We start from the raw sequence: 20,066 nt of genomic DNA on the forward strand, positions 1-20,066 counted from the left end.
TGCGTGGTGTCCGCCCATGCACAAGATGAAACTCCCTCAGATTCGACTGAACAAACAGAAACTCTTTCGGATTCTACCGAACAAACTGAAGTTTCTTTGGATTCTGCCGAAGAATCGTCTGCCGAAGAATCTTCTGCTGAACAAGCGTCTGAAAAATCGTTTTGGACTTGGCCGCTAGAATACATTATCCAGCCGTTCCTGAATGGCTTGATTTATCCGGTGGCAAAGCCTATGGACTACGCTATCAAGAACGGAATTATTGAAAAGTCCGTCGAATTGATTTCTTTTGGCGAAGACTACAAAATCATGGTTTACCCGAGCTTCAATTTCAAGCCGGGTTCACGTACCATGGTGGGTGCCAATTACCGCCATCGTAGTGCGTTCTTGAGCAAGGACTACTTGGTTGTGCAAGGGGAATACTACGCCAATGGCGATGTCAGCTTGACTGCACGCTATACAAAGCATGCTCTGTTTGGAACGCGCTTGTTTGGTGGATTCCGCTACGATCTTGACTTGGACCGCGATAAGCGTTTTACCGTTCCTGAAACAAAGAGCAGTTATTTGCAGCCTGACTCAAGTTACGAGTTTACGTGGCGCTTGGGAGCTCCTATAACCAGCACGTCAAATTGGAATGCCGAAATTTGGGCGTCGTTGTATTGCAGTCGCGCAAGTCACCCCGATATTGAAGAAGACTCGGTCTTGATTAGCGACGATTATAAAATCGAAGACAGAGGTTTGTACCAGAATGTAACACAGGTTCCGGTAGGTCTTTCGTTTGTGTATGACAATCTTGATTTGCCTTATGCCCCGTCTCGCGGAAATCGTATTGTGCTGAATGGTTATTACACGTTTGTGGGTAAGTATTCGGGTGTGCGTTACGAAGATTTGGGCATTACTCCCGAAGAAGGGCAAGGGGATAAAATTAAGGACGGTGGCTTAAATCACGATTTCTTTACTACGGAATTCATTTTCCAGCATTACTTCTATCTTGGTCGCTCTAAAAATTACGTGCTTTCGGCAAAAGAGGCTCGCGAAAATCGCAGGTTCTACACGGACTTCTCGTGGGATGAGGCTGTTCGTATTTGGCGACCGGAACAGGTCATGAACACCTTGTTTGAACGTCGTGTCATTGCTCTCCAGTTCCGTATGGTGAATCTTTGGGAAATGGAAGAAGGTGGAGCCCCGCACGATGCGTTTATCAATTTGAATTCCAAAGCGCCTTTGCGTGGTTACGATGACAAATGGACGACCCATAACTTGATGTCGTTGAGTTTGGAATACCGCTGGCCGGTCGACCGTTTGATCGATGGTGTGCTTTTTAATGAATATGCCATGATTGCGCCCAAAATTAATAAGTGGAGTTTTGATCATTACTACAATTCTTGGGGCTTCGGTATCCGTGTTCGCCAGCCGAACCTCTACCTTTTCCGCCTGCAGTTCGGTTTCCATGGCTTGCATGGCGTGAATATGATTATGACGATCGCGCCTGAATTCAAGTAGACACGAATGTGTCATCTTGGAGCGTAGCAATTGGATTACTACCTGGAGTAGTATTCCATTTTTTTCTAAATTTCCTCCAGTAAAATTTCAACAAGGATAAAAATATGCGCGATCAGTTCGAAAGCCCGCTTATCAAGCGTTATGCTAGCAAGGAAATGAGTTTCATCTTCAGCCCGCAGTACAAGTTCCAGACTTGGCGCAAGCTGTGGATTTACCTCGCCGAATCCGAAATGGAGCTCGGCCTCCCGATTACGCAGGAGCAGGTGGACGAACTGAAGGCCCACGAAAAGGATATCAACTTCGAAGTTGCCGAAGAAGAAGAAAAGCGCCGCCGTCACGACGTGATGAGCCACGTTTACGCTTACGGCGTGCAGTGCCCGAAGGCTAAGGGCATTATTCACCTCGGTGCAACGTCTGCATTTGTGGGCGACAACACTGACCTTATCCAGATGCAGCAGGCTATGATTCTCGTGCGCAAGCGTCTTTGCCGCGTGATGGACAAGCTTTCCAAGTTTGCTATGGAATACAAGGACATGGCCCAGCTCGGTGCCACGCACTTCCAGGCCGCCCAGCTCACGACCGTGGGTAAGCGCGCTTGCCTCTGGCTCCAGGACATGCTCATCGACCTCGAAGAATTGAACTTCCTCATCGAAGTGCTTCCGTTCCGCGGCGTGAAGGGCACGACCGGTACGCAGGCCAGCTTCATGGACTTGTTCAATGGCGACGAAGAAAAGATTATGGAACTCGACCGCCGCGTGACCGCCAAGGCTGGCTTCAAGCGCGTGCTCACCATCACCGGTCAGACTTACACTCGTAAGTGGGACAACCGCGTGAACCAGGTGCTCAGCTCCATCGCTCAGTCTCTGCACAAGTTTGCTACCGACATGCGCCTCATGCAGGGCGTGAAGGAAGTGGAAGAACCGTTCGAAAAGACTCAGATTGGTTCCAGCGCCATGGCTTACAAGCGTAACCCGATGCGTAGCGAACGTATTTGCTCTCTCGCTCGTTTCGTGATGGCTCAGGTCAACAGCACCGCCTTCACGCAGGCAACGCAGTGGTTCGAACGTACGCTCGATGACAGCGCCAACAAGCGCCTCGCCATTCCGGAAGCATTCCTCGCTATGGATGCTATGCTCATCATCGCTGAAAATGTGACCAACGGCCTCGTGGTTTACCCGAAGGTTATCGAAAAGCGCATCATGGCCGAACTCCCGTTCATGGCTACCGAAAACATCATTATGGAAGGTGTGAAGAATGGCGGCGACCGTCAGGAACTCCACGAAGAAATCCGCGTGATGTCTATGGAAGCCGGTAAGGTTGTGAAGGAACAGGGTAAGGACAACGACTTGCTCGAACGCGTGCTGAAGAACGAAAAGTTCCAGAAGCTCGGCATCACCGAAGCTAAGCTCAAGGAAATCCTCGACCTCCGCAAGTTCGTGGGCCGCGCTCCTGGTCAGGTCGTGAAGTTCGTGACCGAAGAAGTCCGCCCGGCTATCGAAGCTGTGAAGGACTGGGCGAACATCGACGCTGGCGAACTCAAGGTCTAATTACCCTTGAACTACCTTGCGCTTGATTATGGTGAACACCGCGTCGGGGTCGCATTTGCCGATTCCGAGTTTCGGATGGCTTTTTCGCGAGAAACGATTGACCAGAAGACGACGAATTTGTTCGTGCGGCTCGACGAGCTGGTGAAAATCAACAAGGTAGATGCCTTTGTGGTGGGAATGCCGTATCACCCTGATGGCCGTAAAGACGGCAAGAATGTGGTGGTGGAAAAGTTCATTGAGGACTTGAAAACGCGTTTCCCGGGTATGCCTGTGTACACGCAGGATGAATCGTATTCCAGCGTGCAGGCGCAAGAAAAAACTTCTTACTTTAGCAAGAAGAAAAAGCAAAAGAATAAGGCGGTCATCGATCAACTCGCTGCCGCCATAATTCTACAAAGATGGCTAGATGAAAACTAGCCGTTGTATTTCTTGATAATCACGACGCCATTGTGACCGCCGAAGCCGAGAGAGGCCGAGGCGGCGACGTCGATATTCCCTTCGACACCCTTGTTCGGTACGTAATCCAGGTCGCATTCCGGATCCGGGGTTTCGTAGTTGATGGTGGCGGGGTAGAACGAGTCGCGAATTGCAAGCGTCGAGACGATGGCTTCGCATACGCCAGCGGCACCCACGCAGTGGCCCGTCATGCTCTTGGTGCTAGACACCTTGATTTTGTAGGCGTGTTCACCGAGGGCAACCTTGAGCATTGCAGTTTCGGTTGCATCGTTCAGGTGCGTCGAGGTACCGTGTGCGTTGTAGTAGTTAATGTCGGTCGGGGCAATGCCTGCGTCCTTGATGGCGCGGGTAAGTGCCTTCGCGCAGGTTTCTCCACCCGGGCGCGGGCTTGTAATGTGGTAGGCATCGGCAGAAGCACCGTAGCCGGCGAGTTCGGCGTAAATCTTGGCGCCGCGGGCCTTGGCGTGTTCCAATTCTTCGAGAATCATCACGGCACCGCCTTCACCCATCACGAATCCGGAGCGGTTCAAGTCGAACGGGCGAGAAGCCTTTTCCGGGCAGTCGTTGAATTTGTCAGTGAGGGCGTGCATGCCAGCAAAGCTCTTGATGCTGTAATCGGTAATGCCGCTTTCGGAACCGCCAGCAAGGCAGATATCCAAGCGACCCGAGCGAATCGCGTCGAGGGCGACACCGATAGCGTCGGTGCCCGAAGCGCAGGCGGTGCAGACCGTGTGGGCCTGGCCCGTGATGCCGAGGGCGATAGAAACGTTTGCGCCCGCTTCGTTCGGAATCAGCTGCGGCATGGCGAGCGGCGAAACCTTGCGCTTGCCGCCGTTCATGTACTGCGTGTAGGTGGAATCGACGATGTCGAGGCCGCCGAGACCGGTGCCTGCCACGATGCCTGTGGTATCCTGGGCGAGGTCTTCGGGCGTAAGGCTTGCGTCTGCAACCGCTTCCTTGGAGGCGGCGAGCAGGAACTGCGTGAAGCGGGCCATGCGGCGGGCTTCTTTCGGGTCAATGTCGTGTTCTTCGGGCTTGAAATCCTTGACTTCGGCAGCAATCTTTACCGGGCAATTGCTTGCGTCAAAAAGGGTGATGGGAGCGACTCCGCACTTGCCTGCGCGAATGGCTGCCCAAAAATCGTTAATGTTCTTGCCAATGGGAGTCACGGCTCCCATACCAGTGATTACTACGCGTCTTTTAGTCATGCGCACAAAGATAGAAAAACATCATTTTATGCCGGTTGAAAAGTCTTGTTTTTGTTCATTTCCTCAATAATTTATTCCGAGAATAAAGAAAATAATGAACCACACGGATTAGAAATGCCTAACGGCATTTTAGAAAAAATATATAAACTGATTTTGCGTTAGCAAAATCGAATCCGTGTGACACTACCGGGGGGGGGGGGAGGGGCGAAGCCCCCTCTTACCCTTCAGACTTTTCTTCGGTCTTGGACTGTTCCGTGTTGGCGGTGTCCTTGGCTGCATTAGCGGCGTTGGCGTCTTCCTTATCCTTGTCGCGGATAGAGGCGCGGCGGATTTTTCCGCTGATGGTCTTCGGCAGTTCCGACACGAAGTCGATGATGCGTGGGCTCTTGTAAGAGGCAGCCACGTTCTTTGCGAACAGCTGGATTTCTTTGGCGAGTTCCTTCGAGGCTTCATAGCCCTTCTGGAGCACGACGGTTGCCTTCACGGCCTGTCCGCGAGACTGGTCTTCGACGCCTGTGACGGCCACTTCCAAGACGGCCGGGTGCTTGTGGAGCACTTCTTCGACTTCGAAGGGGCTGATGCGGTAGCCGGAACTCTTGATCAAGTCATCGGTACGGCCCACGAACCAGAAGAAACCATCCTTGTCGCGGGTAGCGGTGTCGCCGGTGTGGTAGACGCCGCCCTCGAAAACTTTCTGGGTGCGTTCTTCGTCGCGGTAGTAGCCCCCGAACATGCCGAAGGGCTTGCCTTCGTCAATCTTGATGATGATTTCGCCGACTTCATCGGGGCCGCAGCTCTTGCCGTCGGCATCCACGATGTCCATGCGGTAGCCCGGAGAGGGCTTGCCCATAGAACCGGGGCGCGCTTCCATCCATTCGAAGTTGCCCGTAGTGAGAGTCAGTTCGGTTTGGCCGTAGCCTTCGTGCAGGCGGAGCCCCGTCTTTTCGAAGAACTTCTTGTAAATGTCCAAGTTCAACGCCTCGCCTGCGGTGGTGCAGTACTTGAGGCTGGAAAGGTTGTACTTTTCGACGCCATGCTGCAGAATGTAGCGGTAAACGGTCGGCGGCGCACAGAAGGTGGTCACCTTGTATTCCTGCATCTTTTCGAGCAGCTTGCCCGGAATGAACACGTTCATGTCGTAGGTGAATACGGCAGAACCTGCAATCCACTGTCCATAAATCTTGCCCCAGAGCGCCTTGGCCCAGCCGGTTTCGGCAACGGTCAGGTGGCGGCCGCCGTCAATCACGTTCTGCCAGTACTTGGCGGTCACGATGTGGCCAAGCGGGTAGCTGAAGGTGTGGGCGACCATTTTCGGGTTGCTGCTGGTGCCGCTGGTAAAGTAGACAATCATGATGTCGTCATTGTGCGTGGCGGCATCTCCTGTGGGGCGCGGGAAACTTGGCGGGCAGATTTCGTAGTCGTCGTAGAAGTTGATCCAGTTCTGACGGGACTGCCCGATGGTCACGAGCGTTTCGACAATGCGCGTGTGTTCGCAGGCGGTGTCGATTTCCTTTTGGAGTGCCGGATCGTCGTAAGAGACGACCATCTTGATGTCGGCGGCCTTAAAGCGGTATTCCAGGTCTTCGGCGGCGAGCATGTTCGTTGCCGGAATGGCAATTGCACCAATGCGGTGGAGCGCCAAGAGGAAGAACCAGAATTCGTAGCGGCGGCGCAAAATCAGCATCACGCGGTCGCCCTTCTTGATTCCCTTTTTTACCAAAAAGTTCGCGGTGCGCTGCGAGGCAATCGAAAGATCCTTGAAGGTAAAAATATGGCTTTCGTCGTTGTCGTCGCACCAGACTAATGCTTCTCGCTTTGGTTCGGTCTTCGCGTATTCGTCGACCACGTCGTAGGCGAAGTTAAAGTCTTCGGGAATATTGAGCTTAAAGTTTTCGTAGAGGTCCTCGTAAGAGGAATACTCGGTTCGTGCTAGGAATCTATTGAGTATCATTTGTGTCTCTCCGGTCTCTTATAGATCCTGGTACATGATCTTTTCGCGGTGGTTCGAGGCAAATTTTACGAGCGAGAGAAGATTTTGTTCGCCCATGGCCTTCATGTCACCGGCGTGAATCACCAGGCGGGGGGTTCCGCGGTAGAGGAGTAGTGCAATGCGTGAGAATACCTGCATGGCACCGAGGAGTGCCTGCGGGAAAATAGAGAAGGTCAAAATCTGCGAGAACGACGGCTTGATTTTTTTACCGACCTTGCGGTAAATGTAGAGCATGTCTTCGTAAAAGTTGAATTCTTCGAGTACCTGTTTTTTGAGGTGCTTGTTGTCGAGCCAGACTGGCGCGATAAATCCGGAGGGGCGGCCAAAACCGTGGGCCTTCCAGAGGGCGATGCTACGGTTTAAAAGCATCTGGGAAACTTTCTTGTTCAGGCCCGCAAATTCGGCACCATTGTGCGAAATGGTGAGCGCGAGCTTGCCGATGGGATTACGCTTGATGAACAGGTCTGCGTTGTGGCGCACACCGTGGAGCAAGATTTCGTAGCCTTCCTGCACGAATTTTCCGATTTCTTCACGGAAAGCGTCTGCTTCGGATTCAGGGACGCCCCCGATAGAGGGTACGACGGCAATCGAGATGGGCGAACCTGCGGCTGCGGCAATCTTTCGGATTTCTTCGGCAGATTTCTTGCAGTTCTTCACGTTAAAATTATGATAGCACAGCAGGTACTTCTTCTTTTTATGAAGAATAGCTTCGGCGGCGCGGATGTCGGCAATGTCCTTGTTGATTTCCATAAGGGTAACCTAATTGAATTTTACGCCATATATATAGAAAATGTGGCTAGAATAGACTAGTTTGGACAGCTTCGCTTTGGTTGAGCGGTTGCGAATTTGGCTTGTTTTCGGTGCTGTTTGCGGATTCTGTAAGCGTTTCGTCAGCGCTGGCGGCGATTTGGGCTAGAAGCCAGGCTTCATCGTGTACGGGAATCCCGAGTTCGTTCGCCTTCGTGAGCTTGGAACCGGCGGCCTCGCCGGCCAAAACCCAACTGGTTTTCTTGCTGACAGAGCCCGATACCTTACCGCCGTTTTCTTCGATGAGCTTGCGGGCTTCGTCACGGTCCATGGTCGGGAGCGTGCCGGTAATGACGGCGGTTTGACCTTGGAACAAGGTCTTTACGACGCCCTTGAATTCGGTGGGGCAGCCGAGAGCGATGAGTTCGTCGATTTCTTGCGTGTAGCGTTCCGTGTGGAAGAAGTCGTAGACGGACTTTCCGATGCGTTCGCCGACGTCGTTGACGTTCTGCAAGTCTTCGACGGTGGCGGTACGGATCGCTTCGAGGGTGCGGAAATGCTTGGCGAGGTTTCGGGCACTGGTGCGGCCTACGAATCGAATTCCGAGACCGTGCAGCAGGTTTTCGAGGCTACGCTCCTTGGAGGCGGCAATAGCGTCGAAGACGTTTTTGGCGCTCTTCTTGGCCATGCGCTCCTGCGATTCGAGGTCTTCGAGCGTGAGGCGGTACAGGTCCGGAATGCGCTTGATTTTGCCCGTGGCAATCAGGCTTGCGATAAGGGCCGGGCCCAAGTTTTCGATGTTCATGGCCTCGCGGCTTACGAAATGCTCGAATAGGCATTGGACTTGCGCCGGGCAGTGCATGTTTTCGCAGCGAAGAATGACTTCGTCGTCGATGTGGGTGAGCGGTTCGCCGCAAACCGGGCATTTTTCGGGGGCGGTCACAGGGACGGCCCCCGCCGGGCGGAGTTCCTTTTTGACATCGGTGATTTTCGGGATGATTTCGCCGCCCTTCTCGACGCCGACGGTGTCGCCGAAGTGGAGGTCCAGTCGGGCGACTTCGTCAAAGTTGTGGAGGGTGGCACGTTTGACGGTGGTGCCTGCGAGGCGCACGGGGGCGAGGTTCGCAACCGGCGTCACGGCCCCGGTGCGCCCCACCTGAAATTCTACGGAAAGGAGCGGCGTATAGGCGCGCTCGGCCTTGAACTTATAGGCGATGGCCCAGCGCGGGCTCTTGCTCGTAGTACCGAGGGCGCGTTGCATGGCAAGGTCGTTCAGCTTTACGACCATGCCGTCGATTTCGAAGGGGAGGCTGTCGCGGCTTGCACCAATCTGCTCCGAAATCTTCATGATTTCGTCGGTGTTGTTCGCCGTCCAGTAGTCGTTCGTGTGGAACCCGAGCTTCTTGAGCTGCAGCAGGTTTTCTTCGTGCGTCTTGTTGTTGCTCTGCGGAATGTGGTAAGCGAAGAATCGCATCGGGCGCGTCTTGCATTCGGCCACGCTCTTGAGCTTGAGCGAACCCGAAACCGTATTGCGCGGGTTCTGGAAAATCTTCTTGCCTTCCAAAATAAACTGCTCGTTCAGGCGTTCGAAGGCTTCGCGCTCCATGTAGACTTCGCCGCGGACTTCGAAGGTGCCCTGCGGGATTTCGCTCGGGTCAATTTTCAGCTTCTTCGCATCCAAGGTTTCGGGAATGTCTGCAATCGTGAGCGCGTTCAATGTCACGTCATCGCCCTGGGCTCCGTCGCCGCGGGTGGCTGCCTGTTTCAAGCGCCCGTTCTCGTAGACAATCGAAAGACTTACACCGTCGATTTTCCGCTCGCAGATCCAGGTATGAGGTATGAGGTCGCGACCTTCGGTCGCTTTGGGGTTTGAGGTTTGGGGTTCAAGGGCTGAAATTCCGTCCTCGGCGGCTTTCACGAACTCTGCCATTTCTTCGGCGCTGTACACGTTCGCGATACTGAGCATGGGCACGGCGTGTGCGACCTTCGCAAAGTCGTTGGTTAAGTCACTGCCGACTCGCTGCGTGAGTGATGCATTGCCGCGAAGTTCCGGATACTTCGCTTCGAGCGCTTCCATCTCCTTGAGGCCAAAGTCGAAATCCTGGTCGCTCATGGGGGAGACGCCTTCTTTGTAGTAAAGGCGGCTTGCTTCTTCTAGCTGTTTCTTTAGCTCAAAATATCGGGTGCGGTCAATGTCTTTCTGATCCATACCTGCTAATATAGAAAGAGTTTAAGGTAGTGAGGTGTGGGCTCGTGCCTGCGGCACTTTGAGGTATGGGCTATATTATCGGCGTGCCGAAGGCGTTATACAAACATTTTGATTCCGATTGAAATCAAAATAATTCCTGCGATGATTTCGGGAATCTTGGTCTTGAAACGCTTGGCGGCGTGACGGCCGATTTCATACCCGATAACGCCCATGATAAAGCTTGCAAGCGCAATGGCGCTAGTGGCAAGAACCATGTTCGCGTTCAAGAATGCAAACGAAATTCCGACGGCGAATGCGTCAATACTTGTCGCAACCGAAAGCAGCAAGATATTTGCAATTGTCAAGTTTTTTGCGGCAATCTGTTCGCCTTCCTCTTCGCCTGCGTCACCACGAATGGCTCCCCAAATCATGCGCCCGCCCAGAATGCAAAGAATGGTGCAGGCGATAGGCGTTCCCACAGAATTGAACCAGCGTTCAGCAAAACTCCCGAGGAAATATCCGAGCAGAGTCATGCCACCTTGGAAAACGCCAAAGCTAACTGCCTGGAGCATGGCGCGGCTGTATTTGATACCTTTTTTTGAAAGGCCTGTGGCAATCGAGACGGCGAAGCAGTCCATCGCTTCTACAATCGCGATAATGATGATTTCAATAATGCCCATGATTACTTCGTAAACTTGTAGCGGCCCAACAGGTCAAAATACCTAGCTTTCGGCGAAATCTTTACCGCCGGACGTTGCTTGCGAATGGCCGTGGTGGCGTTAGAATTTACAAAGAAGAATTCTCGCAAATAATATCCAACAGAAGATTCGTCTAGATATTTAAGCATGAATCCGTTATCTGTTTTGATGTATTCTATAGTTTCATTAAGTTCTGCAATTCCGTTTTGCACCGCGTAATCATAACACTTAAAATCGTTTGTCGAATCGCCAATGGTAAAACTAGTATCTGGTCTAGGATTGTTGGATTCATAATCATATATATTTTTCTCGAATAAAGTGTCGTTCGAGAAATAAAGTTCTTTAAAGGAGTTGTACTCTGAATTCAATGTGGACATGTATGAGTCTGTTATCTTTGCCGTATAGGAGCCCCCAAATTCTCTGTTGGAATAGACTTTTTCATTAAGTATGATTGTATCGCCTGATGTTTCCTGAAAAATGACTCTCTCCGAACCTTTGCCAGAGATTTTTTCGTCGGAATTCCAATAGTAATGAGTAACTCTAAGGGCTTCACCATCTTCCATCGGGTCCATGACTAAACTGTCAATTTTCCCGTTAGTGTAATATATTTTGTGAGACCATTCGTTTTTATGGGTGTAGTTCTCTACAAAATACGAGGAGTCGTGATATGCTATGTCTTGGGTAATGTCCAAGCTTCCTTTGCTGAGTATAAAAATTGCTTCGGTGCACGTATTCGCTGCGGCAAAACCCGCCAAAAGCATTAGGCAGAATAAGAAATTTTTCATTTGTGTCTCCTAGACCTAAAAATAGGAATATATTTGAAAAAAAATGTTTATATTTAAGAAGAATTTTGTATTCAAAAGGATGGTGTTTTGAAACTGCGGGTGGCAGTCATTGTTTTTGTGGCGGTATGTGCTTTATTTGCGGTAGAGGCATTTGTGCTTCCGCCGGTTACGCCCGAACTCAAAACACAAGCTCACGAATATTTTGAAAACGAATGCCGCGGTTGCCACCGCTGGGCTCGCAAGTTTGCAGCACCCCCGATGCGCGACAATGTGGCAAATTATGCTGAAAATCCGGAAGGTATGGTGCGTTACCTGATGCATCCGACTCCACAGCACCCCGAAGAATGGCCAGCCATGGAAATCACTCCGCTTACCGAAGAGCAGGCGAAAATGATGACGGCGTGGCTCTTGTACATTCTCAAGAATCCCGATGACCCGGGACGACCCAAATAGGCGAGAGAACGTGAGAAGGGAGAAAAATACAAGAATATTTAAATGGTCGGCGATTTGTTTTGCCGTTGTATTCTCCTTTTTCTTGGCGGATTTCTTGATGGGGGAGCCGCGCGTTCCTGAACGTGCCGTGGGTTCGATTCCTTTTGACCATGCGTTGCACGGCGATTCAATCGGTTTGGACTGTGCCGCCTGCCATACGGGCTCGCGCGCCTCGGCGAATGCCTTTATGCCCTCGAAAGCTGACTGCATGGACTGCCACAGGCTCCCGCTGACCGAAAATCCGGGAATCGAAACGCTGGATTCTATGCTTGCAAAAGCTGATGACCGCCCATGGTCCCACAAGCGCCATTTGCCGGATCATGTAGTGTTTCACCATGGTGTGCATGCCGCTGCAGGCGTCGCTTGCGCCGATTGTCATGGCCGGGGCTATATGCAGAACCGCTACGGCGCAGAATTGTTCAATATGCAAAGTTGCCTCAAGTGCCACAGGGGCGAAACTTTCAAAGAAAAAGGCTTTAAGCCGGCGGCCACGTACTGCGCCGCTTGCCACCGCTGATTCGTGAAGGTATCTTATGGGTATGGATCGTCGCGAATTCATCAAGAGTTGTTCTCTGGTAGCGGTAATGGGGCTGCTGTTTGGCTGCCGCAAGATTCCGCTCGAAGAACTCGCCGGCGACTTGCCTAGCCTCAAACGTTTTGAAGACGAAGTCAAGCTTGCCCTATCGCAGACGAAAAAATCCCTCGACCTCGTGAAAGTCCCGACTCCGGGTGCCCTCAAGATTCCGGGGGCCTCGACTCTCAACCGTTTCGGCATGGCCATCGACCTGGATGCCTGCGATGGTTGCGGCAAGTGCATTCTGGCCTGCAACCTCGAAAACAACGTGCCGCTGGTTCCCGACGAAGATGCTGCCCGCGGGCGTTTTATGCACTGGGTCGACATGCGCGGCAGCGCCCCCTTCATGTGCGCGCACTGTGGCAATGCCCCGTGCGAACGCGTCTGCCCGACGGGGGCCGCCAATCACACGCCCGATGGCCTGAGCGCCATGATGTACAAGCGTTGTACGGGAAGCCGTTTCTGCGGCGCAAATTGCCCCGTTCAGGCTCGAAAGTTCAATTTTAACGATGCCCAAAAACTCGGGCTTGCCCGACAGTTCAATCGCGAAGTTCCGCTCCGCGACAAGGGCGTCATGGAAAAATGCAGCCTTTGCCTGCACCGCCTGCAGAACGACCGCCTAAAATTCAAGACCTCGCTTACCGTTGACGCCTCTGCTGAAGAATGGCGAGGTCGTGGCGTCAAAACCGCTTGCGCCGAAGCTTGCCCCAAGAACGCCATCATCTTTGGCAACTGGCTCGACGAAAAGTCGCCGCTGGTAAAGCTTACCAAGAATCGAGAACTGTACGCGCCGCGAGAACTAGCCGACCTTGATCCTTCCGTGGTATTTATGCGGGGGAGGCGCTAATGTTCAAGTACTTGATGCTTGCAGGCCTTGCGCTGTTCTTGCCGGGGCTTTATGCGCTGGGTTATTCGATTTTCGAAGGCCCTTCTGCCTGGATGGTGGATTCTCGCACCTTCTGGGGCACGCCTATCAGCTTGTTCGTTTTTTGGATTGGGCTTGCCCATGCTGGCACGCTTTTGTCGGCAATTTTCCTTGCGCTCGATATTAAGCTTGACCGCCGTACTGCATTGATTGCAGAACTTTCGACGCTTGTATGCCTTGTGTTTGCGGGAATCTTCCCGCTCATGCACTTGGGCGTCATCAACAACTTTTACATGGTCATGCCGCTTCTAGATGCCCGCGGGAATTTTGCGAATGTCGGTTCGCCCTTGGTTTGGGATTTCTGCTGCATTGCGGTGTACGCGTTCCTTTCGCTCGTGTTTTTCATGACGCATCTCAAAACGCGCGAAATCCCGGCCCTCGATAAATACCGCAAGCCTATGGCGTGGCTCTTGTTCCCGCTGGTGCTCTGGGTGCATACGGTGGTGAGTCTCGATTTTGCGACCACATTTGTGCCTGAGTGGCGCGGGGCATTTTTTCCGGTTTACTTTATTGCGGGAGCCATATTCTCGGGCCTTGCTCTCATGAATTTGCTCCTGTGTTCCGAGGGCTACCGAGTGCGTCTTTTGGAGCGCTTGCAGTTGATCTTCTCTTGGTTCATGTGCGCCATTTGGGTTTGGGACTTGATGCTGAAAGGCTCCCTTTGCACTTCGGCGTTTATTTTTGCGGGCGTCTTGCCGCAGTTCCGCATGATTGCGGTCATTCGCGAAAACAAGTGGGGCCGAATCGCGCTTTCGTTGAGCGTATTAATCGGACTTTTCTTGGAACGCCTTTACATCGTTTCGCCAGAATTCGGCTCGTATGCGGCATCGCCCTTGAATTGGATTGACTGGGGCCTTATCGCCTTCTCGGTAGGTGGCTTTATGCTGCTCTTCTTTGGAATTCGCCGCTGTCTAAATTGGAAAATGGAAGGCGCCGGTTCTTATTTTGGCGAAGTTGATGGCACTGATTTGGCCGACGCCGAACAGCAGGAACTTGAAAAAGAGGGGGCGCGCGGTATTGAAAAGCCCAAGAAAGGCTTTTACATTCAGCCGTGGGCTTCCGAAGAATACCATGTGTTGCGCCTCCCATTGCTTGTGGGTTTTGCCTTTGCGTTGGTCTACTCGATTTGGGTTTTGAACCAGAGTGTTTTTGCAAACGTTGAATTTTCGTTTGCAAACATTGTCCCGCTTTTGTATCCGGTTATCGCCTTGGTGACGACGGTGACATTGTATCTCCGAGCCTACTTTGTGGAGCATGCGTTTACCTTGCCTCGTCATGAAAAGTGGATGGCTGCTATTTTGCTTGTGCTTGTGGCGGCTTGTGCGGGCACATTCTTTGCCGGCGGCTCTTCTCACAATTCAACGAATACGATTGATTCGCAATCCATAGGCGTTGACGCTCCGATTTCTCAAAGTCATGCTCGCTTGCTTTGGAATGCCCGCTGTGCCACTTGTCACGGCGTTGATGGCAAATTCAACGAAAAATTTGTGCGTGAATTTTATCCGGTGCCGCAAAAGCTCGATACACAACGCCTCGATAGCTTGGGCGTAGATTCCTTGGTCAAGGTGATTTTGAACGGTCGCAACAATATGAATGCTTACGCGGGCCGCTTGACTCCGAGCGAAGCTCTGGGTCTTGTGAATTACATGCGGACTCTGGCAAAATCAGCTACTGAATCGGCAAAGGAGGGCGATAATGACTCCGCTCGCTAATTCGCTTTCGTGCCTGATCGCTCTTGGCTGCGCTTCGTTCCTGTGGCGCAAGGGTTCGTCACCGTACCGCAACGGTGCGCTTCTGTCTGTATTCTTGGTGCTGTTCAGTGTGTTCTGCTATTTTGCCGGTGATATCAACGACCCGACGATTGAACATTATCCGTTCCGCATGCTCGCTCTCTGCCTCTGCCTTTCGACCACATCGCTTTCGTTTTACCGCAGGCGTTACCTGGTGCTTGCTCAGTCGCTCTGGTGCTGGATTGAACTTTTTGGCGGAATTTCGCTCTATTACCACGGAATTGATATTGCTTGGACTCGCATCGCGGCTTTGCTCTGCATGACCCTTTGCAGCACGTTCCTTTCTAAAATTTCGAAAGAAATGGAATTCTGCCTAATGGTCTTCTGGCTCGCTGTTTGGGTATTCTTTTAGAATGTGAAGTGTGAGATGTAAAATGTTTAATTCCACATTCCACATTACACATTGCACATTATATCTTTCAGGTATTCTGCAGAAAGTTTCGAGAGCGATGTTGCCTTGTCGCGCTTGAACTGACGGCGTTTTTTGCCTTTGTCGAGCCCCAAGAATTTTGGGAGCATGGTCAGATGGCGGAACGTGAAGGCTGATAGCAGGCCAACGGGGAGGCTCTTGTAATAGATTTCCCACAACGCTTCGACCTGATTTAGGCGGCTAGCGTCGATAAGTTGCGACGTTCTTGCCACAAGATACGGCACGCTAAACATTTTACCGCCCGCGTGAGCCATACGCAGCGTGTAGTCAATCAGTCTGAATTCGGGCGGCAAGTCCAAGTCAAACAGGCCGGTGCGTTGAATAATCCGGCTCGAAAACACCGCAATCATCGGATTCGGGGCCGCAACAAATCGCATTTTCTCGTTTTCTGAAATCGGGGCGAATCCTTTGCTCTTGTTAAGCAACAGTCCGCCGTAAAAATGCCCGTTATTCTTGACCCTCGGCGCGAATGCGTCGGCCATCGGGAATCCTTCAATCACTTCTGCTAAGTTGTTCAGAAAGTCTCGGTCAATCGTTACCGCAGGCTGCGCAATTATGACCCATTCGGCATCGATGCTTTGCAACGGGCGGTTCCAGTCGCTGTCGTGCGACCAGCCTAATGCAGGGTCTTCAAAAGGGGGAGTCCAGTTATCGAATTGCGGAGAGTTTTCTTCTAGAACAATGACGTCAAACTGCCGCATCGCACGCCTGAATTAGAAATTCACACGAACGCCAAGTCTGTGTTCGTGGCCCATTCCTTGAGCAAGGTACGAAAAACTGTAGTCGAGGGCGAACAAGTCCATGGCATAGCCAAGACCAGCGCTCAACATGTGGGCGTTGTTTGTTTCATCCGGGCGATCTTCAGACGCAAATAGTTCCTTGGCGTCGCGAGTCAAGTCGAGCCACGTGCGCTGGAAACCGGCGCGGACAAAGAAATGCTGGCCAAGTGCGTATTCGCCACCCAAGCTCAAGAACGCTTCTTGGTAGCGCGGAAACTCATTGTCTACGAAAATCGTAAGGCGGGGGAGAACCTTAGGCTTGAAAAAGCCTGCAATCGCAAACGTCTGCGACATCGGGTAGTATTCGTCTTCGCCGTCGTCTACGTAGTCGCGCAACAGGCAACCGAAATCACGTGCCATGAAAGAAAAACCGTAACGCTTGCTTTCGGACTGCCAAGCGATACCCCAGTCGAATGCGGCACCAAGAGCGGTGCGGTCACCTGCTTCGTCAGTCAGTTTGTCGGCTGCAAATTTAAGCGTCGCACCGAAGCGGAAATACTTCATGGGGAAAGCGATTGTTGCCGTAGCCAACTGGCTGAACGGTTCGTAAGTCTTGCCCGTTGCTTCGCCATATTCGTCGTAGCCGTCGATATCACCATACGAAAGCCAGTTATACGAAACCTGGAATATGTATTTGTCATAGTGTCCAGTGTAGTAAATGCTTCCCTGGTTGTCGGCCATGTCGCCCGTTTGCCAGTGAACTGCAGCTATGTGGTTCTTGCCTTCGGGCAAAATGACTGCGGCTGGGTTCAACTGCGTAATCGTCGGATCGGTCGAAATGACTGCGCCGGCAGACTTTTCGAGAGCCGCATTACGCGGGCTATCAAACGTGTTGATGAACGAAAACACTTCTTGTCCGGCATCGCCTTGAGTGAAGTAGGCATGGCTTGCTACAGGGATTGTGAGCAGCGAAAAAGCCGTAATCAAAAAGTGCTTGAAAGTCATGGTTGAAATTTACAAATATTGCGGCCGCGCGGGTGTAATTTTTGGCAAAAAAGCGTTAATTTTTACGAATAAATGCAAGATTTGCCTTTACAAAAGGCGAAACGTTTAATATATTTGGGTGCGTTCGGGCTACTAGCTCAGTTGGTAGAGCAACGCCCTTTTAAGGCGTGGGTCGAAGGTTCGAGCCCTTCGTAGCTCAGGAAACCGATTCTAGATTTCTAGAATCGGTTTTTCTTTTGAAAAATACTCCTCAAACGGATGTTATTTTATTATATTTGTCGCACTCGGGGTGTAGCTCAGCCTGGTAGAGCGTCTGCTTTGGGAGCAGAATGTCGTCAGTTCGAATCTGGCTACCCCGATACAAAACGCGACCCCTTCAGGGGGTCGCTTTTTGTATCGAGCTAACGCCAGATTGAACTGACCAGTTCGACTAAAACCATCGAGAGCGTAGCGAACTCAGATGGTTTTAGGCCTTAACTTGAACGAAGTTCAAGTAAGCCCGAAGGGCAAAATACGAAACAAAGTGAGTATTTTGGCAATCTGGTTACCCCGATACAAGATAAGCCCCCTTTTGGGGGCTTTTCTTGTATCTTAGGTAACCAGATTAGCTTCACCGAAGGTGCAGCCTCTCTCTCAATCTAAAAGATCAGGCAACAAAATATCTGGATCGCCAGGCCTATTAACCCCAAGGTAAATTCCCCTCATTTGCATTTTCTGGGTCGTCTCCAAATCGCAAACTGCCAAGACCTCGGAACGGTCTATATAGGCCTCCTTGCAACCAAGTTCCAAAGCCATGCTTTTACAACCAAAGACCTTGTCATCGCAGTACATTATCAAATCAAGAGTGTGGTCCTCGTTCAAGTCTGATTCGCTTACAATCGTTCTTCGATGACCGGCCGTATCCGGATAGAATGCGTTAAAGAAGTCTGGCACGTTTGCCTTGAGTTCCGCCTTGGTGATAGGAACCGCCGCGCGCACGGATTCAGCATCTATATCGCCATGTCTATCAGCATATTTGCGGTTGTATATGCCTATGGATGCTAGCTGGTCTATGTATGTCATGGTGAGCCCGCCCGGATTGCGCAGCAAATAGAAATCTCCGTAAAAAGATTCCGTAGAATCGCTTCCGTCGTAGGCCCCGATAATCTGGCAACCGCCATACACATTGAATCGGTAGAAGTGTGCCGAATCAGCCAATCTTTCGTTCATGCCTACAGGGCATTCCTCTTCAATAAAGTTGGCGCATCGCCCGGTTTCGGGATTGCAGGCCTCAGCAATGTCGCAGAGTTCAGACCGGCAAATGCAGGCGCCATACAGGAACTGCCCTCCAGACGCGGTGCAGGAATCTTCAAAGAATTCAGGAATAGCGGGAAATTCGCTGCTGGATGACTGGTCCACGGGTAATTCGCTGGAGGAACTAGTCTGTAAATCACTTGAAGAACTTATTAACGAATTGGAGGAAGATTCTGGTGATGGATCGTCTGTAGCTTTGCTTACGTCGTCGCTGGAACAGGCGACAACGCAAATAAATGTGAAGGGTAGAACAATCCCGTATTTGAATTTCATATTTCCTCCATTATTAATGGAATATACCTTTTTAGGGGAGAATATGAAGGAAAAATGAAAATCAGACAATTTTTTGTGATTTGTCTGCTGTATCCAAGACTAGACTATCTTCCTATCCGCAATCCACTTTCGGACAGATTCTTCGGCGCGAGCCGCAAGAATCTCTTTTTTATTTTTTTTCTTGAGACCTTCGTGGTGGGGGAGCAGCCCGAAATTGAAATTCATGGGCTGGAAGTCTTCGTTTTCTTCCACCAGGCGGTTCATGAGCGAGCCGATGCAGCTTTCGTCCGGCAGCGGGTCGGCATGCCCGTGTAGGATCGTCTGTGCCATATTCCAGGCGGCGTACCAGCCAGTGGCGACCGCTTCGGTGTAGCCTTCGGAACCCGTAATCTGGCCCGCAAACCATGTAGGCGGAATGTTCTTGGCGCATTCAAGATCCGGGCGCAGGCGGAGTGTCTTGTCCAGGAATTTGGGAGATTCAATGAAGGTGTTGCGGTGCATGCAGCCGAGGCGTGCAAATTTCGCATTGCGGAGTGCCGGCACCATGGTGAAGATTTCCTTTTGCGTGCCCCATTTGAGGCGCGTCTGGAAACCCACCATATTGAACAAAGTCTTTTGCTTGTTTTCGGCGCGGAGCTGGATCACCGCGTACCACAATTTTCCGTTGTTGCCGAGACCAAGGCCAATCGGACGCATGGGACCGTGGCGGAGCGTTTCAAAACCGCGGCGGGCCATTTCTTCTACTGGCAAGCAACCTTCGAACAGCTCGTTCTTTTCGAACGGGCGCGGCTCGGTGCTTTCGGCTTCGCAGAGTTTGCGCACAAATTCGGTGTAGGTTTCCTTGTCCAGCGGGCAGTTGATAAAGTCAGCCGTTTCGCCCTTTTCCCAACGGTTGCGGTAAAAGGCGTGGTCAAAGTCGATACTGTCGGTTTCGACAACCGGAGCGATGGCGTCAAAAAAGTGTAGACGATTGCTGCCGAGGCGCTTGAAAATGTCGTCGGCAAGCGCGTCACTAGCCAAGGGGCCTGCGGCTACGAGAGTCGGACAGTCGCCTTCGAGGCTTGTGACTTCTTCGCGGTGGAGTGTAATGTTTGGCGATTCAGCAATCTTTTTTTCGACCGATTCGCTGAAAATATCGCGGTTAACAGTGAGCGAGTCGCCTGCGGGCACGGCCGCTTCGCGGGCCGAATCCAGCAAAAAACTCCCGAGCATCGTGAGTTCTTGCTTTAAAAGTCCGTGAGCACTTGTAATGCCCAAAGCCTTAAAGCTGTTGGAACAAACTAATTGTGCCAAATGGCCGTCCTTGTGGGCAGGAGTCTGCCTTACCGGGCGCATTTCGTACAAATCAACCTTAAAACCGCGACTTGCAAGTTGCAAAGCCGCTTCGCAGCCAGCAAGGCCGCCACCAATTACACGAACTTTTTGAGTCATCTAAGATCTAAGCTC

The 20,066-nt window shown here is 51.7% G+C and carries 18 protein-coding genes and 2 tRNA genes; 10 read left to right on the forward strand and 10 right to left on the reverse strand.

Translation table 11 applies throughout. The features are described from left to right. The first annotated feature begins 6 nt into the window (after positions 1-6). The 3 genes from QOL41_RS07490 (at position 7) to ruvX (ending at position 3,464) form a co-directional block, all read left to right on the forward strand. The gene (locus QOL41_RS07490) at positions 7-1,500 is read left to right on the forward strand and encodes a BamA/TamA family outer membrane protein (RefSeq protein ID WP_283429254.1); all 1,494 of its coding nucleotides are present in this window, start codon (positions 7-9) and stop codon (positions 1,498-1,500) included. 104 nt (positions 1,501-1,604) lie between these two features. Continuing rightward, positions 1,605-3,047, forward strand: coding sequence for an adenylosuccinate lyase (gene purB / locus QOL41_RS07495; RefSeq protein WP_085490310.1), 1,443 nt, complete (start codon positions 1,605-1,607; stop codon positions 3,045-3,047). Positions 3,048-3,053: 6 nt separating this feature from the next. Further along, the gene (ruvX, locus tag QOL41_RS07500) at positions 3,054-3,464 is read left to right on the forward strand and encodes a Holliday junction resolvase RuvX (RefSeq protein WP_073054247.1); all 411 of its coding nucleotides are present in this window, start codon (positions 3,054-3,056) and stop codon (positions 3,462-3,464) included. Here ruvX and fabF read toward each other — a convergent pair. The 6 genes from fabF to QOL41_RS07530 all read right to left on the reverse strand — a co-directional run bounded on the left by fabF (position 3,461) and on the right by QOL41_RS07530 (position 11,119). Beyond that, positions 3,461-4,711, reverse strand: coding sequence for a beta-ketoacyl-ACP synthase II (fabF, locus tag QOL41_RS07505; protein ID WP_283429255.1), 1,251 nt, complete (start codon positions 4,709-4,711; stop codon positions 3,461-3,463). The two genes, ruvX and fabF, sit on opposite strands and share 4 nt — an antisense overlap. 217 nt (positions 4,712-4,928) lie before the next feature. Further along, positions 4,929-6,662, reverse strand: coding sequence for an AMP-binding protein (locus QOL41_RS07510; RefSeq protein ID WP_283429256.1), 1,734 nt, complete (start codon positions 6,660-6,662; stop codon positions 4,929-4,931). 18 nt (positions 6,663-6,680) lie between these two features. Next, on the reverse strand, positions 6,681-7,451 hold the full coding sequence (locus QOL41_RS07515) for a DUF2334 domain-containing protein (RefSeq protein ID WP_283429257.1): 771 nt from the start codon (positions 7,449-7,451) through the stop codon (positions 6,681-6,683). 46 nt (positions 7,452-7,497) lie between these two features. Continuing rightward, on the reverse strand, positions 7,498-9,657 hold the full coding sequence (ligA, locus tag QOL41_RS07520; protein ID WP_283429258.1) for an NAD-dependent DNA ligase LigA: 2,160 nt from the start codon (positions 9,655-9,657) through the stop codon (positions 7,498-7,500). 95 nt (positions 9,658-9,752) lie between these two features. Next, positions 9,753-10,316 (reverse strand): manganese efflux pump MntP, encoded by a 564-nt coding sequence (locus QOL41_RS07525; protein WP_283429259.1) that lies wholly within the window; start codon positions 10,314-10,316, stop codon positions 9,753-9,755. 2 nt (positions 10,317-10,318) lie between these two features. Continuing rightward, positions 10,319-11,119 carry a hypothetical protein gene (locus QOL41_RS07530; protein WP_283429260.1) on the reverse strand — a complete coding sequence of 267 codons (801 nt, stop codon included), beginning with the start codon at positions 11,117-11,119 and terminating at the stop codon, positions 10,319-10,321. Between the two features lie 87 nt (positions 11,120-11,206). Here QOL41_RS07530 and QOL41_RS07535 point away from each other — a divergent pair, with 87 nt between their 5' ends. The 5 genes from QOL41_RS07535 to QOL41_RS07555 all read left to right on the forward strand — a co-directional run bounded on the left by QOL41_RS07535 (position 11,207) and on the right by QOL41_RS07555 (position 15,252). Continuing rightward, positions 11,207-11,572 carry a c-type cytochrome gene (locus QOL41_RS07535; protein WP_173654170.1) on the forward strand — a complete coding sequence of 122 codons (366 nt, stop codon included), beginning with the start codon at positions 11,207-11,209 and terminating at the stop codon, positions 11,570-11,572. An 82-nt stretch (positions 11,573-11,654) separates the two neighbouring features. Continuing rightward, positions 11,655-12,128: a cytochrome c3 family protein gene (locus QOL41_RS07540; RefSeq protein ID WP_283429261.1), complete on the forward strand. Its 474-nt coding sequence runs from the start codon at positions 11,655-11,657 to the stop codon at positions 12,126-12,128. 22 nt (positions 12,129-12,150) lie between these two features. Continuing rightward, positions 12,151-13,032: a 4Fe-4S dicluster domain-containing protein gene (locus QOL41_RS07545; protein ID WP_283429262.1), complete on the forward strand. Its 882-nt coding sequence runs from the start codon at positions 12,151-12,153 to the stop codon at positions 13,030-13,032. After that, complete coding sequence (gene nrfD / locus QOL41_RS07550; protein WP_283429263.1) at positions 13,032-14,822, forward strand: NrfD/PsrC family molybdoenzyme membrane anchor subunit; 1,791 nt, start codon at positions 13,032-13,034, stop codon at positions 14,820-14,822. The genes QOL41_RS07545 and nrfD overlap by 1 nt, the downstream gene beginning before the upstream one ends. After that, positions 14,806-15,252: a hypothetical protein gene (locus QOL41_RS07555; protein ID WP_283429264.1), complete on the forward strand. Its 447-nt coding sequence runs from the start codon at positions 14,806-14,808 to the stop codon at positions 15,250-15,252. The genes nrfD and QOL41_RS07555 overlap by 17 nt, the downstream gene beginning before the upstream one ends. A 44-nt stretch (positions 15,253-15,296) precedes the next feature. On the opposite strand, the gene QOL41_RS07560 is transcribed toward QOL41_RS07555, so the two are convergent. Next, the gene (locus tag QOL41_RS07560; protein WP_283429265.1) at positions 15,297-16,031 is read right to left on the reverse strand and encodes a hypothetical protein; all 735 of its coding nucleotides are present in this window, start codon (positions 16,029-16,031) and stop codon (positions 15,297-15,299) included. A 12-nt stretch (positions 16,032-16,043) separates the two neighbouring features. Beyond that, positions 16,044-17,054, reverse strand: a complete 1,011-nt coding sequence (locus tag QOL41_RS07565; RefSeq protein WP_283429266.1) for a PorV/PorQ family protein — start codon at positions 17,052-17,054, stop codon at positions 16,044-16,046. A gap of 126 nt (positions 17,055-17,180) precedes the next feature. Between QOL41_RS07565 and QOL41_RS07570 the strand changes: the two genes are divergently transcribed. Together QOL41_RS07570 and QOL41_RS07575 are read left to right on the forward strand one after the other, a co-directional pair. Then, a tRNA-Lys gene (locus tag QOL41_RS07570) sits at positions 17,181-17,253 on the forward strand. An 86-nt stretch (positions 17,254-17,339) separates the two neighbouring features. Then, positions 17,340-17,413 (forward strand) — tRNA-Pro (locus QOL41_RS07575). Positions 17,414-17,687: 274 nt separating this feature from the next. Here the strand turns inward: QOL41_RS07575 and QOL41_RS07580 are convergent. Continuing rightward, positions 17,688-18,620, reverse strand: a complete 933-nt coding sequence (locus tag QOL41_RS07580) for a hypothetical protein (protein WP_283429267.1) — start codon at positions 18,618-18,620, stop codon at positions 17,688-17,690. Between the two features lie 99 nt (positions 18,621-18,719). Beyond that, a complete protein-coding gene (gene trmFO / locus QOL41_RS07585; RefSeq protein WP_283429268.1) occupies positions 18,720-20,051 on the reverse strand; it encodes a methylenetetrahydrofolate--tRNA-(uracil(54)-C(5))-methyltransferase (FADH(2)-oxidizing) TrmFO in 1,332 nt (443 codons plus the stop codon). Positions 20,052-20,066 lie beyond the last annotated feature (15 nt).

This window comes from Fibrobacter sp. UWB10, from assembly GCF_900182935.1.
Lineage (GTDB): Bacteria > Fibrobacterota > Fibrobacteria > Fibrobacterales > Fibrobacteraceae > Fibrobacter > Fibrobacter succinogenes_O.